The sequence below is a fragment of the Pseudomonas alkylphenolica genome (genome assembly GCF_016009175.1).
GTDB lineage: Bacteria > Pseudomonadota > Gammaproteobacteria > Pseudomonadales > Pseudomonadaceae > Aquipseudomonas > Aquipseudomonas alkylphenolica_B.
Genome location: NZ_JADUCM010000002.1, coordinates 369,764 through 381,851 on the forward strand (window position 1 = coordinate 369,764; position 12,088 = coordinate 381,851).

Here is a 12,088-nt window from a genome sequence, read left to right on the forward strand (position 1 = left end):
ACAGTATCAGGCCGGCTGGGCGACGTTGAGGATGGTCAGCAACTGCTGCGCGTGTTCGGCAGCATCATGCCCCAGACTGGTCAGGTAGCCGCCATCCGGCTGGTCGGTCAGTCCTTTGTCGTACAGGCGTTGGGCCGCAGCGATGAGCTCTTTCGATGCAGTGTTATGGACCTTGATGCCTTCCTGGCTGCTATCCAGGTTAAACAGGGCAAGGACTTCCAGCTCGGCAATCAGTTCGGGGGTAAACGACATAGAGACTCCGACTTCCAGACAAGGAGGGCAGCACCGTCGCCGGTGCCTGGTTTTGCAGTGTAGTCAGGGAAATCCTGCTTTGCTTCAGTCCTTTTCCGGCGGCAGCTCGGGCAGGGCGCGCAAGGCGGTTTCGTACCATTCGGTGTTGAAGGCGCGGTCGTCTTCGAGCATCGCATCGATCTCGTAGGCCAGCACGTGGGCCATGAGGTTGAGGATGTCGTCGCGCTCGTAACCAACTAGGGTGAGCTTGTTGAACGTGGCTTTGGCCGCCGGTGGGTTGTCGCTTTCGATCTGGTTTTCGATCGCTTCGATCAGGGTCGACTCGGCGAACTCTTCTTCGTCGTTGTCGATATCGGTTGGCTCGCTCATGGGCGATCTCCTCTGAAGGGGCGTCCAGTTTGCCACGAGCCCGAGGCCAATGCCTTGCTATCGACAAACTCCATGATGCTGGTCAGTACCCGGCCTTGGGTCTATAACTCCTCGGCCAACCCCTTTCCGGCCTGGAGGCTGTATTCATGCTCAAGCTTCATGGATTTGCTGTCAGTAACTACTACAACATGGTCAAGCTGGCGCTGCTGGAAAAAGGCCTGCCATTCGAAGAAGTGCTGTTTTTCGGTGGTCAGACCCCGGATGCACTGAAGAAAAGCCCGCGCGGCAAGGTGCCAGTGCTGGAAACCGAGCACGGGTTTCTCAGTGAAACCAGCCTGATCCTCGATTACATCGAGCAGACCCAGGCGGGTAAGGCGTTGTTGCCTGAAGGGGTTTTCGACCGGGCCAAGGTGCAGGAGCTGGCCAAGGAGATCGAGCTGTACATCGAGTTGCCGGCCCGCGCTTGCTACCCAGAGGCGTTCTTCGGTGCCCAGGTCGACCCGGCCATCAAGGACAAGGCCAAGGCCGAGTTGCTGGCAGGCCTGGCTACACTCAAGCGCAATGGCAAATTCAGCCCGTATGTAGCCGGCGACAGCCTGACGATCGCCGACCTGCTGTTCTGCTTCAGCGTCGACCTGGCGTATGCGGTGGGCAAGAAGGTGTTCGACATGGATGTGCTGGAAGACTTCCCGCAAGCGCGCGAGCTGCTTGAGCGCATGAAGAACAACCCGAATGTGCAGAAGATCGCGACGGACAAGGACGCACAGATGCCGGCGTTCCTCGAAATGGTGCGCAGCGGCAAGCGCTGATCACCGATGCAGCAGGCTCGCGGCGTTGCGCCGACGAGCCTGTGCGCAGGGCTTAGCGGCTGGCCAGCAGCGCCTTGCCGCGGGCCACGGCGGCGCGGACTTGAGCCGGCGCGGTACCACCAATGTGGTTACGGGCGTTGACTGAGCCTTCCAGGGTAAGCACGGCAAACACGTCCTGTTCGATCTGGTCGCTGAACTGACGCAGCTCGTCCAGGCTCATTTCCGCCAGGTCTTTACCGGTGTCGACACCATATTTCACCGCATGGCCGACGATTTCGTGGCAATCACGGAATGGCAGGCCACGGCGTACCAGGTAGTCGGCCAGGTCTGTCGCGGTGGAGAAGCCACGCAGGGCCGCTTCGCGCATGATCGCGTGGCGCGGTTTGATCGCCGGGATCATGTCGGCAAAGGCACGCAGCGAGTCGCGCAGGGTGTCGGCGGCGTCGAACAGCGGCTCTTTGTCTTCCTGGTTGTCCTTGTTGTAGGCCAGCGGCTGGCCTTTCATCAGGGTCAGCAGGCCGGTGAGCGCGCCAAAGACGCGGCCGGTCTTGCCGCGTACCAGTTCCGGGACGTCCGGGTTCTTCTTTTGCGGCATGATCGAGCTGCCGGTGCAGAAGCGGTCGGGCAGGTCGATGAACTGGAACTGGGCGCTGGTCCACAGCACCAGCTCTTCGGAGAAGCGCGACAGGTGCATCATCGCCACGCTGGCGGCTGCGCAGAATTCAATGGCGAAGTCGCGGTCGGACACGCCGTCCAGCGAGTTGCCGCCCACTGCCTCAAAGCCCAGCAGCTGGCAGGTCAGTTCACGATCGATCGGGTAGGTGGTACCGGCCAGCGCCGCACTGCCCAGTGGCATGCGGTTGGTGCGCTTGCGGCAGTCGACCAGGCGCTCGTAATCGCGGCTGAGCATTTCGAACCAGGCCAGCAGGTGGTGACCAAAGGTCACTGGCTGGGCGGTTTGCAGGTGGGTGAAGCCGGGCATGATGGTGTCGGCTTCGCGCTCGGCCTGCTCGAGCAGGCCCTGCTGCAGGCGGGTAATCTCGGCCAGGATCAGGTCGATCTCATCGCGCAGCCACAGGCGGATGTCGGTGGCGACCTGATCGTTACGGCTACGGCCGGTGTGCAGCTTTTTACCGGTGATGCCGATGCGGTCGGTCAGGCGTGCTTCGATGTTCATGTGCACGTCTTCAAGGTCGACGCGCCAGTCGAAATTACCGGCTTCGATTTCGCCCTGGATGGTTTTCAGGCCATCGATGATGGTGTCGCGCTCGGCATCGGTCAGTACGCCGACCTTCGCCAGCATGGTGGCGTGGGCGATCGAACCCATGATGTCGTGGCGGTACAGGCGCTGGTCGAAATTGACGGAGGCGGTGAAGCGGGCGACGAAGGCGTCGACGGGCTCACTGAAGCGGCCGCCCCAGGACTGATTGGTCTTGTCGGTGCTCATGGATTCACTCGTTGAAGGCGTGAACGGAAAAGTGGCGTCGATAATAGCAGGGTTGAGCGCCAAGCCGCAGGGCGGCGGTCGGCGCAGATGCGTGAATATGTCGCGGCAGGGGTACGCGACAGCGCTCCTGCAACAGGATATTTATCGATTGAACGGCAGCGTTCCGGCAACCGTCTACAGTTGGACAGAGGATCTGCATGTTTCCTGCCGATCCAGTGAATCTTTAGCCTTCGTGCGAGTCAGAGCGTGGATCGCCGTGACGGTCGTACCTCACTTGTCTACGCTACCCTTGTGCGAGACTCACGCAGGAATCCAGCGCAATATGAATGTCCTGATCGTTGATGACGAACCCCAAGCCCGGGAACGCCTGAGCCGACTGCTTGGCGAACTGGAGGGTTATACAGTGCTGGAGCCCAGCGCCACCAATGGCGATGAAGCTCTGGCCCTGATCGACAGCCTCAAGCCTGAGGTGGTGCTGCTCGACATTCGCATGCCCGGCATGGACGGCCTTCAGGTCGCCGCCCGGTTATGCGAGCGCGAAGCGCCGCCGGCTGTGCTGTTTACCACTCACGAAGACGAGTTCGGTGTACAGGCCTTCAAGGGCAGTACGTTGAGCTATGTGCTCAAGAGCACCGATGCTGCCGGGCTGCGCGAAGCCTTGCGCAAGGCCGAGCGGCCCAATCGGGTGCAACTGTCGGCACTGACGCGGCCGGCCGCCGAAAGCGGCAACGGGCCGCGCAGCCATATCAGCGCGCGAACCCGCAAAGGCATCGAGCTGATCCCCCTGGACCATGTGATCTACTTCATTGCCGATCACAAGTACGTGACCTTGCGTCATGACGGCGGGGAAGTGCTGCTCGATGAGCCGCTCAAGGCCCTGGAAGACGAATTTGGTGAGCGCTTTGTGCGTATTCACCGCAACGCCCTGGTTGCGCGCAATCGCATCGAGCGGATGCAGCGTACGCCGCTGGGGCATTTCCAGCTGTTTCTCAAGGGGCTCAATGGCGACGCGCTGATTGTCAGCCGCCGGCATGTTGCGGGCGTGCGCAAGATGATGCAGCAGCTTTAGCCCGCAGCAGTTCGAAGTTTCCGCCAGGGATGGTGGTTTTTCCTGTGACATAGATCTGCAGGCGAGCCGGATTGAGCTGTTATCATCCGTAGCATCTATCTTGTACGGATCGATCCATGTCCACTCGTGAAATCCGCATTGCCACGCGCAAAAGTGCCCTTGCCCTGTGGCAGGCCGAATACGTCAAAGCCCGTCTGGAGCAGGCTCACCCCGGCCTGTTGGTAACACTGGTCCCGATGGTCAGCAGGGGCGACAAGCTGCTCGACTCGCCATTGTCGAAAATTGGCGGCAAGGGCCTGTTCGTCAAAGAGCTTGAAACCGCGTTGCTGGAAAACCAGGCTGACATCGCCGTACATTCGATGAAAGACGTACCGATGGACTTCCCCGAAGGCCTGGGGCTGTACTGCATCTGCGAGCGCGAAGACCCGCGTGACGCCTTCGTTTCCAACACCTTCAAGAGCCTCGATGAGCTGCCTGCCGGGAGCATCGTCGGGACCTCCAGCCTGCGCCGTCAGGCCCAGCTCCTGGCTCGCCGTCCGGACCTTGAAATCCGCTTTTTGCGCGGCAACGTCAACACCCGCCTGGCCAAGCTGGATGCCGGCGAGTACGACGCGATCATCCTCGCGGCCGCCGGCCTGATCCGTCTCGGCTTCGAAGATCGCATCACTTCCGGCATCAGTGTCGAAGACAGCCTGCCCGCCGGTGGCCAGGGCGCGGTGGGTATCGAATGCCGCAGCGCCGACAGCGAGATCCATGCGCTGCTGGCACCGTTGCACCATCAGGATACCGCTGACCGGGTGACTGCCGAGCGCGCGCTGAACAAGCACCTCAATGGCGGCTGCCAGGTACCGATTGCCTGCTACGCCGTGCTCGAAGGCGAACAGCTGTGGCTGCGGGGCCTGGTGGGCGAGCCGAGTGGCGGCAAGCTGCTCACCGCAGAGGCTCGAGCACCGCGCGACGACGCGCAGGCGTTGGGTGTGCAGGTGGCCGAAGCGCTGCTGCAGCAAGGCGCTGAAGACATCCTCAAGGCGGTTTATGGCGAGGCTGGCCACCCGTGAACCGCTGGCGCCTGCTCCTGACCCGGCCGGCGGAAGAATGCACGGCCCTGGCGCAGAGCCTGCTTGAACACGGCGTGGCGAGCAGCAGCCTGCCACTGCTGGAAATCGAGCCCGTGGGGCTGGATGAGCAGGCACTGGGCAGGTTGCGCGCTGTCGATCGCTACGCGGCGATCATCGTCGTAAGCAAGCCGGCCGCCCGTCTTGGCCTGGCCGAACTGTCCCGCATCTGGCCGCAATTGCCACCCCTGGCATGGTTCACCGTGGGCGCCGCCTCCGCACAGATCCTCCAGGCACAGGGCTGTCAGGTCAGTTACCCGCCCGTGGGTGACGACAGCGAGGCGTTGCTGCAGTTGCCGGCGCTGCGGCAAGCCATTGCCGGCCCGGCACCCCAGGTGCTGATCATGCGTGGCGAGGGCGGGCGTGAATGGCTTGCCGAGCGTCTCGCCGAGCAAGGTGCTAGTGTCGATTATCTGGAACTCTACCGCCGTTGTTTGCCGGCCTATCCGCATGGCACCCTGGCCGGGCGCGTTTGCAGTGAACGCCTGAACGGCCTGGTGGTCAGCAGTGGGCAGGGTTTTGAACATCTTTGCCAGTTGGCCGCGGATGATTGGCCGAGGTTGGCGCAGCTGACAGTGTTTGTGCCCAGCCCACGCGTAGCGGCACAAGCCCGGGAAGCCGGTGCACAGAATGTAGTGGACTGTCGCGGCGCTAGTGCCGCGGCGTTGTTGGCAGCGTTGCGGCAAACTCCCGCACCTGCCCTTGAGGCGCTAAGCTGATTGGCGTCGAGCCCAATGCAAAGGATGGATACGTGAGCGAAACTGTCTTGCCCAACGATGACCTGCAATCGACGCCCGAGGCGTCTGAACCCACTGCCGCCACGCCGAGCAAGCGTTCGACCAATGGCCTGGCGATCCTGGCATTGTTGCTCGGTGCTGCGGGCGTTGCAGTAGGCGGGTGGGGCGTGTGGCAGGTGCGTCAACTCCAGGGGGCCGAACAAGGCCAGGGCCAGTACCTGCAATCCTTGAGCGAAAAAACCCAGGCGCTGCAGTTGCGTGAGCAACAGATGTCGGCACAGTTGGCAGCGTTGCCGGCAGCGGACGAGCTTGAAGACCGTCGCCGTCTGGTTGCACAACTGCAGGGTGATCAGCAGCGTCTCAGCCAGCGCCTGGAAACCATTCTGGGTGCCAGCCGCAAGGACTGGCGCCTGGCGGAGGCCGAACACCTGCTGCGCCTGGCAAGCCTGCGCTTGTCTGCCCTGCAGGACATCGTCAGTGCCCGTGCGCTGGTTCAGGGGGCTGATGAAATTCTGCGTGAGCAAAGCGACCCGGGCGCCTTTGCCGCACGCGAGCAGCTGACCAAGAGCCTGGCAACCCTCAACAGCGTTCAGCAGCCGGACCGTACCGGGCTGTTCCTGAAGCTGGCGGCGCAGCGTGAACTGGTGCAGCAGCTCAGCGCGGTGTCGCCGGAGTTCAACAGCGATGCCGACGCCCTGGGGGCACTGACCGCCGATGGTGATGGCGCCAGTCGCTGGTCGCAGTGGTGGGCAGAAATCTCCAAGTACTTCCAGATCGACTTCAATGCCGACGAAAACATTCGTCCGTTGCTGGCCGGGCAATCGCTCAACCAGTTGCGCCTGGCTTTGAGCCTGACGATCGAACAGGCCCAGTGGGCCGCGCTCAATGGCGAAGCGAAGGTCTACACCCAGGCCCTGGACGATGCACGCAGTATCTTGCTGGCCAACTTCAATGCGGATAATCCGCAGAGCAAGGCCATGCTCGACAGCCTCAACGCCCTGTCAGAAGAGCCGGTGTCGGTGGTGGTTCCGGACCTGGCGGACAGCCTGAGCGCCGTGCAGGCGTACCTTGAGCGTCGGCACCTGCCAGCCGAGGAGGCCAAACCATGAAACGCGTTTACCTGCTGGCAGTCGTGGCCATTGCGGCCGCTGCCGCGCTCGGGATCGCGATCGCCAAACACAGCGGTTATGTGTTGATTTCCTACGGCAGCTTTCGCTATCAGTCCGGCCTCTGGGCAGCGCTTGCGGTATTGGCCTGTCTCATTCTGGGTGTGTTGCTGGTGCGCTACCTCGTGGGGCTGGTGCTGACCTCCAGCGGCGTGGTCAATCCCTGGTCACGGCGCAACCGCAGCCGTCGTACCCGCTTGGCCATCGAGCAGGGGCAACTGGACCTTGCCGAGGGGCGCTGGGCCAGTGCCCAACGCCACCTGCAGCGCGCCGCCGAGGCCGAGCGGCAGCCATTGCTGTATTACCTCGGCGCCGCACGCGCCGCCAATGAGCTGGGTCGCGTGGAAGACCGCGACAACTTGCTGGAGCGCGCGCTGGAGCGTCAGCCGCAAGCCGAGCTGGCCATTGCCTTGAGCCATGCCCAGTTGCAGATGGATCGCGGCGAAAGCGATGCTGCCCTGACAACCCTGCAGGCCATGCAGGAGCGTCATCCGCATAATGCGCAGGTGCTGCGCCTGTTGCAGCGGCTGTACCGGGAACGTGGCGACTGGTCGGCGCTGATCCGCCTGTTGCCCGAGCTGCGCAAAGACAAGGTCTTGCCGCCAGCCGAGCTGGCAGAACTGGAGCGCCGCGCCTGGGGTGAAAACCTCAGCCTGGCCGTCAGCCGTGAAGGCGAAGATCAGAGCGCTCGTCAGTCGCTGGAGCGCGCCTGGCAGCAGCTTACTGCTGCGCAACGCCAAGAGCCGCAACTGGTCTCGGCATACGCCGAACAGCTTCGCCAGCTGGGTGCGCAAAGCGAGGCCGAGGAAGTGCTGCGTACCGCGCTCAAGCGTCAATACGAAAGTCACCTGGCCAGGCTGTATGGCCTGGTGCGCGGGTCTGATGTGGCGCGTCAGCTGCAAACGGCCGAAGGCTGGTTGAAGGACCATGGCGATGATCCCGGCCTGTTGCTGACCCTGGGCCGATTGAGCCTGCAGAACCGCCTGTGGGGCAAGGCGCGTGATTATCTGGAAAGCAGCCTGCGCCTGCAGCGCAACCCCGAAGCCTGCGCAGAGCTTGCGCGCCTGCTGGCCGGGTTGGGTGATAACGAGCGCAGCAATCAGCTGTTCCAGGAAGGCTTGGGCCTGCTGGACGAGCGACTGTTGGCATTACCGTTGCCGGAGGCTGTTCGCGCTTGATTACCCATTAGGCTCGTGGCATGCCGCGAGCCTAATGCCTTGTAGAAAATACCTACGCCTTCCTGCGTACTTGCCTTACTGAGTACTAAGTAAGTTCTTGGGCATTCCGCGAAAATTCCCTTCCCAGACAATGATTTGTCCCAATTCTTGCGCCTTGAAACAATACGCGCCTTTCCACTACCGTTGATGCTTGTCCACTCGATTCCGGAACTGCCATGCCGTTGGCCCGCATCCGCCTGTTGTTCCTGCCGGCGCTACTCGCCTCGGTACTGATGTTGGCTGCCGCGTTCTATCTGGAGTGGGGAATGGCACAGGTGCCTTGCGCCTTGTGCCACCGCCAGCGGCTGGTGCTGGCTGTGTTTGCAGGGGTGTGCCTGTGCGCGGTGGTGCAGTCGCCCGGGTACCGGGGTACGCGGGTTTATGCCGCGTTGACGCTGCTTCTGGCCTTTGCCGGAGCGCTGCTGGCGGCTCGGCAGGTCTATTTGCAGAGTATGTCGCTGGTGCCGGGCGATAGTTGCCAGGCGCCGTTTGGCTATACCGTCGAGAACCTGCCATTGAGTGAGCTGCTCAAGACCATGGTGGTCGGCAACCCTGACTGCGTACGAATCAACTGGAGTTTTCTCGATCTGACGATTCCAGAGTGGAGTCTGTTGTCGTTCTTGTTACTGGCCGCGTTGTCCCTGAATCAGGTGTTTGGGCGCTGGCGTTCGAATTTCCGTCATCGGGCCGAAAAATAAAGCCCTCAGTCGATGTTGTAAACGACCGATGGCAAGTAGGAACGGGATTAAACACTTGTATGAACTTTGTAGCCTGAGTACCTTGAAGCCAAGGGCGCACGGGAATAATCTCCCTGCACGCATACCGAAAACACAGCTGCTCGATGTGGCCTGCTGATTTCACCATTGCTGCGCACACTTGCGAGCGGGGGCAGGCGCATTACCCAGAAGGGAAGAGATCGCCATGCTAGATAGTTGTCAGAATGCTCAAGAACGCTGGGGCGGAGTTCACAAGCTCATTGACCGCTGGTTGGATGAGCGCGCAGAGCTGGTAACAGCCTTTCGCGCGTTACGCGATGCCAAGCCGGCCTTTGCCGACAAGGACAAAAGTCGGGACTTCTGTGCGGTGCTGATCGACTACGTGTCGGCCTGGCATTTTGAGGTGAGCGAACAGCTGGTCAGCGAGGCGAAAGCCTTCGGCGATACGCGCGGCCTGGAACTGGCCAAGCAGATCAGCCCGCGTATCGACGCGACGACCGAAATTGCCTCGGCCTTCAACGATCACTGCGACAAGGGCGACTGCAACGACCCTGAGCGTTTCGCGAAAAAGTTGAACGAACTCGGCAGCCTGCTGCACGAACGTTTCGAACTTGAAGACTGCCTGATCGAGGTGTTGCACAACGCCCATAGCGAAGAAGGCGCCGTGCAGGCCTGATCGGCGTGCCGGCTGTTCAGTCGGCGACTCCGAGCAATTCAATCTCGAATACCAGTGGCGTGTAGGGCGCAATCAGGTCGCCCGCGCCTTCGGCGCCATAGGCCTGAGCCGAAGGAATCACCAGGCGCCACTTCGACCCCGTTGCCATCTCCGGCAGCGCCACTTGCCAGCCCTCGATCACGCTATCCAGATTGAACCATTGCGCTTGCTGGCTCTGATCAAACACGGTGCCGTCGGGCAACATTCCGACATAGCGAACCTGGACTTTGCCCTTGGCATTGGGTTTGGCACCACTGCCTTTGTTCAGCTCACTGACCAGAATGCCTGCGGCTAATTCGCGCACGCCTGCGCGGGCGCGCTCGGTGGCCATGAAACGTTTTTCGGCGCTCAGCAACTGTTCGCTTTGTGCGTGCAGCGCCGCTTCATTGGCTCGGGTTTCGTGTTCGCTGAGCAGTGCCGCCATGCGTGCTTCGCTCAGCGCCAACGGCTTGTTCTGATAGGCCTGGCGCAGCCCTTCAAGCAAGGCGTCCAGTTGCAGGTCAGGCACCTGCGTACGCAGGCGTTCGCCAAGGCTTGCGCCCAGGCTGTAGGCCAGGTCGTGATCATCTGAAGAGGGCTGGACAGGCGCTGCGATGAGCGCTGCCGGCCATAGAAAAACAGCTAGTACGAGATGGCGTGACACGGGCTCACTCCTGCTTCAACGAGCGCAAAGTATGCCAGCCTTCGCCAGTGACTTTGGCTAAATATCAGCAGCACTTTGTGAAGCATCTACACTGATTTCGAGCTGCAGCAATAACAACTTTGCCCAGGCATGCAACGCGGCGAATTTAATACTGTCAACATGCCCTAGCGGCGGTAGCAGCAGAAGCATAGTATGAGCCGCACTCTCGTCAGCCAGGAGGTAAGCCATGTCGGCCAATAAGAAGCCAGTAAGTACGCCGTTACATCTGCTCCAGCAACTCTCGGGCAGCCTGCTCGATCATTTGGAAAATGCCTGCTCGCAAGCGCTGGCTGATGCTGAAAAACTGCTCGCCAAGTTGGAGAAACAACGCGGCAAGGCACAAGAGAAACTGCACAAATCCCGTCTCAAACTGCAAGACGCTGCCCACGCTGGAAAAGCCAAGGCACAGGCCAAGGCGAAGTCTGCGGCCGCTGAACTTGAAGAGCTGCTCGACTCGCTCAAAGAGCGTCAGTCGCAGACCCGCACCTACATTCAGCAGCTCAAGCGCGATGCCCAGGAAAGCCTGAAACTGGCCCAGGGTGTTGGCAAGGTCAAGGAAGCAGCAGCCAAGGCGCTGACCCAGCGTGCAGCCAAACCTGCACCGGTTGCAGCGGCCAAGCCTGCAAGCAAACCAGCAGCACGTACAGCCGCTGCGAAACCTGCTGCCAAGCCAGCAGCCAAACCTGCTGCTGCCAAGGCGCCTGCCAAACCAGCCGCTAAAACTGCTGCTGCAAAACCTGCTGCCAAGCCAGCAGCCAAACCCGCTGCCGCCAAAGCACCTGCCAAGCCTGCGGCTAAAACCGCTGCGGCAAAACCAGCTGCCAAGCCAGCAGCCAAACCGGCTGCAGCCAAAGCACCTGCCAAGCCTGCGGCTAAAACTGCTGCGGCAAAACCTGCTGCCAAGCCAGCAGCCAAACCTGCTGCTGCCAAGGCGCCTGCCAAACCAGCCGCTAAAACTGCCGCTGCAAAACCTGCCGCCAAGCCGGTTGCTGCAAAGCCTGCCGCTAAACCCGCGGCCAAGCCAGCTGCTGCTGTGAAACCTGCTGCGAAACCGGCGGCCAAGCCAGCTGCTGCGAAGCCCGCGGTGAAACCCGCAGCCAAGCCAGCTGCTGCCAAACCCGCAGCCAGGCCTGCAGCCAAGCCGGCCGTAAAACCTGCTGCCAAACCGGCAGTTGCTGCAACGCCAGCGGCTCCGTCCGCGGCTCCAGCCTCGGCAGCCTCGGCACCGGTACCCGCCGCACCTGCCGCTACACCGTCGAGCACACCCGTGACGTCGGTAACCAACCCTCAGACACCGTCTTCGGCGTCCTGAGTCATTTGCATTGCGGCGCGCAGCACATGCAGCGCGTCGTGATGCAAGCGGGTGTCTGCCGAGGTCAGCAACGGCAGCCAGTCCGTACCCTCTTCGGCATTCGTTGCCCAGCCTTCGCTTAGCGCTTGCAGGCGCTCCAGCAACAGTCGCTCTGCCGCCAGCTCCAGTCCTTTGACCTGATCGCGCAAGCTTGCCAAGGGCAGGTCCTGCAAGGCTGCCGTGCGCCATTGCCGGCGCAAACTACGCAGTGGTTTTACCACCGCGTCCTGCCACGCATCGGCCAGGGAGCGGAGCGCCTGCAGGCGCGATTCGTCAGGGGTGACGCCACGCTCACCGAGCCAGGCCAGGCACAACAGCAGGCAAACATCGCCGCCCTGATCCTGCCATTGCAGGCAGGCTGCCTCCACCCCTGGGCGGGCGTACAGATTCAGGGCAAAATTCCACAGGTCGGTGTGCATGGTCCCACTCGCGCCAGTTGCCGA

General features: G+C 61.8%; 14 protein-coding genes and 1 pseudogene. 10 read left to right on the forward strand and 5 right to left on the reverse strand.

The annotated features are described in order from the left end of the window. Positions 1 to 6: 6 nt before the first annotated feature. Together I5S59_RS03990 and I5S59_RS03995 are read right to left on the reverse strand one after the other, a co-directional pair. Positions 7 to 252 carry a TIGR02647 family protein gene (locus I5S59_RS03990; protein WP_128321859.1) on the reverse strand — a complete coding sequence of 82 codons (246 nt, stop codon included), beginning with the start codon at positions 250 to 252 and terminating at the stop codon, positions 7 to 9. 84 nt (positions 253 to 336) lie between these two features. Next, a complete protein-coding gene (locus I5S59_RS03995; protein WP_197875483.1) occupies positions 337 to 621 on the reverse strand; it encodes a hypothetical protein in 285 nt (94 codons plus the stop codon). Between the two features lie 146 nt (positions 622 to 767). Here I5S59_RS03995 and I5S59_RS04000 point away from each other — a divergent pair, with 146 nt between their 5' ends. Then, the gene (locus I5S59_RS04000) at positions 768 to 1,430 is read left to right on the forward strand and encodes a glutathione S-transferase (protein ID WP_197875484.1); all 663 of its coding nucleotides are present in this window, start codon (positions 768 to 770) and stop codon (positions 1,428 to 1,430) included. Positions 1,431 to 1,482: 52 nt separating this feature from the next. Here the strand turns inward: I5S59_RS04000 and argH are convergent, their stop codons facing one another. After that, the gene (gene argH, locus I5S59_RS04005) at positions 1,483 to 2,877 is read right to left on the reverse strand and encodes an argininosuccinate lyase (protein WP_197875485.1); all 1,395 of its coding nucleotides are present in this window, start codon (positions 2,875 to 2,877) and stop codon (positions 1,483 to 1,485) included. Positions 2,878 to 3,096: 219 nt separating this feature from the next. On the opposite strand from argH, the pseudogene I5S59_RS26640 reads away from it, so the two are divergent. The 8 genes and pseudogenes from I5S59_RS26640 to rsd all read left to right on the forward strand — a co-directional run. Continuing rightward, a pseudogene (locus I5S59_RS26640) lies at positions 3,097 to 3,203 on the forward strand (sensor histidine kinase); the annotation flags it as partial. Further along, positions 3,200 to 3,946: a LytR/AlgR family response regulator transcription factor gene (locus I5S59_RS04010; protein WP_128321855.1), complete on the forward strand. Its 747-nt coding sequence runs from the start codon at positions 3,200 to 3,202 to the stop codon at positions 3,944 to 3,946. The pseudogene I5S59_RS26640 and the gene I5S59_RS04010, both read left to right, overlap by 4 nt. Before the next feature lie 116 nt (positions 3,947 to 4,062). Beyond that, complete coding sequence (hemC, locus tag I5S59_RS04015; RefSeq protein ID WP_197875486.1) at positions 4,063 to 5,004, forward strand: hydroxymethylbilane synthase; 942 nt, start codon at positions 4,063 to 4,065, stop codon at positions 5,002 to 5,004. Continuing rightward, positions 5,001 to 5,780, forward strand: coding sequence for a uroporphyrinogen-III synthase (locus I5S59_RS04020; RefSeq protein WP_197875487.1), 780 nt, complete (start codon positions 5,001 to 5,003; stop codon positions 5,778 to 5,780). Before hemC ends, I5S59_RS04020 begins: the two co-directional genes overlap by 4 nt. A gap of 32 nt (positions 5,781 to 5,812) precedes the next feature. Beyond that, positions 5,813 to 6,907 carry a uroporphyrinogen-III C-methyltransferase gene (locus I5S59_RS04025; protein WP_197875488.1) on the forward strand — a complete coding sequence of 365 codons (1,095 nt, stop codon included), beginning with the start codon at positions 5,813 to 5,815 and terminating at the stop codon, positions 6,905 to 6,907. Next, positions 6,904 to 8,142 carry a heme biosynthesis protein HemY gene (locus I5S59_RS04030; RefSeq protein ID WP_197875489.1) on the forward strand — a complete coding sequence of 413 codons (1,239 nt, stop codon included), beginning with the start codon at positions 6,904 to 6,906 and terminating at the stop codon, positions 8,140 to 8,142. The genes I5S59_RS04025 and I5S59_RS04030 overlap by 4 nt, the downstream gene beginning before the upstream one ends. A gap of 215 nt (positions 8,143 to 8,357) precedes the next feature. Then, on the forward strand, positions 8,358 to 8,879 hold the full coding sequence (locus tag I5S59_RS04035; RefSeq protein ID WP_197875490.1) for a disulfide bond formation protein B: 522 nt from the start codon (positions 8,358 to 8,360) through the stop codon (positions 8,877 to 8,879). Between the two features lie 223 nt (positions 8,880 to 9,102). Then, positions 9,103 to 9,573: a sigma D regulator gene (gene rsd / locus I5S59_RS04040; protein ID WP_197875491.1), complete on the forward strand. Its 471-nt coding sequence runs from the start codon at positions 9,103 to 9,105 to the stop codon at positions 9,571 to 9,573. Positions 9,574 to 9,589: 16 nt separating this feature from the next. Here rsd and I5S59_RS04045 read toward each other — a convergent pair whose 3' ends face one another. After that, positions 9,590 to 10,255 carry an FKBP-type peptidyl-prolyl cis-trans isomerase gene (locus I5S59_RS04045; protein WP_197875492.1) on the reverse strand — a complete coding sequence of 222 codons (666 nt, stop codon included), beginning with the start codon at positions 10,253 to 10,255 and terminating at the stop codon, positions 9,590 to 9,592. Positions 10,256 to 10,481: 226 nt separating this feature from the next. On the opposite strand from I5S59_RS04045, the gene I5S59_RS04050 reads away from it, so the two are divergent. Then, positions 10,482 to 11,606, forward strand: a complete 1,125-nt coding sequence (locus tag I5S59_RS04050; protein ID WP_197875493.1) for an AlgP family protein — start codon at positions 10,482 to 10,484, stop codon at positions 11,604 to 11,606. Here the strand turns inward: I5S59_RS04050 and I5S59_RS04055 are convergent. Further along, on the reverse strand, positions 11,582 to 12,064 hold the full coding sequence (locus tag I5S59_RS04055; RefSeq protein WP_197875494.1) for a TIGR02444 family protein: 483 nt from the start codon (positions 12,062 to 12,064) through the stop codon (positions 11,582 to 11,584). The genes I5S59_RS04050 and I5S59_RS04055 overlap by 25 nt on opposite strands. Positions 12,065 to 12,088 lie beyond the last annotated feature (24 nt).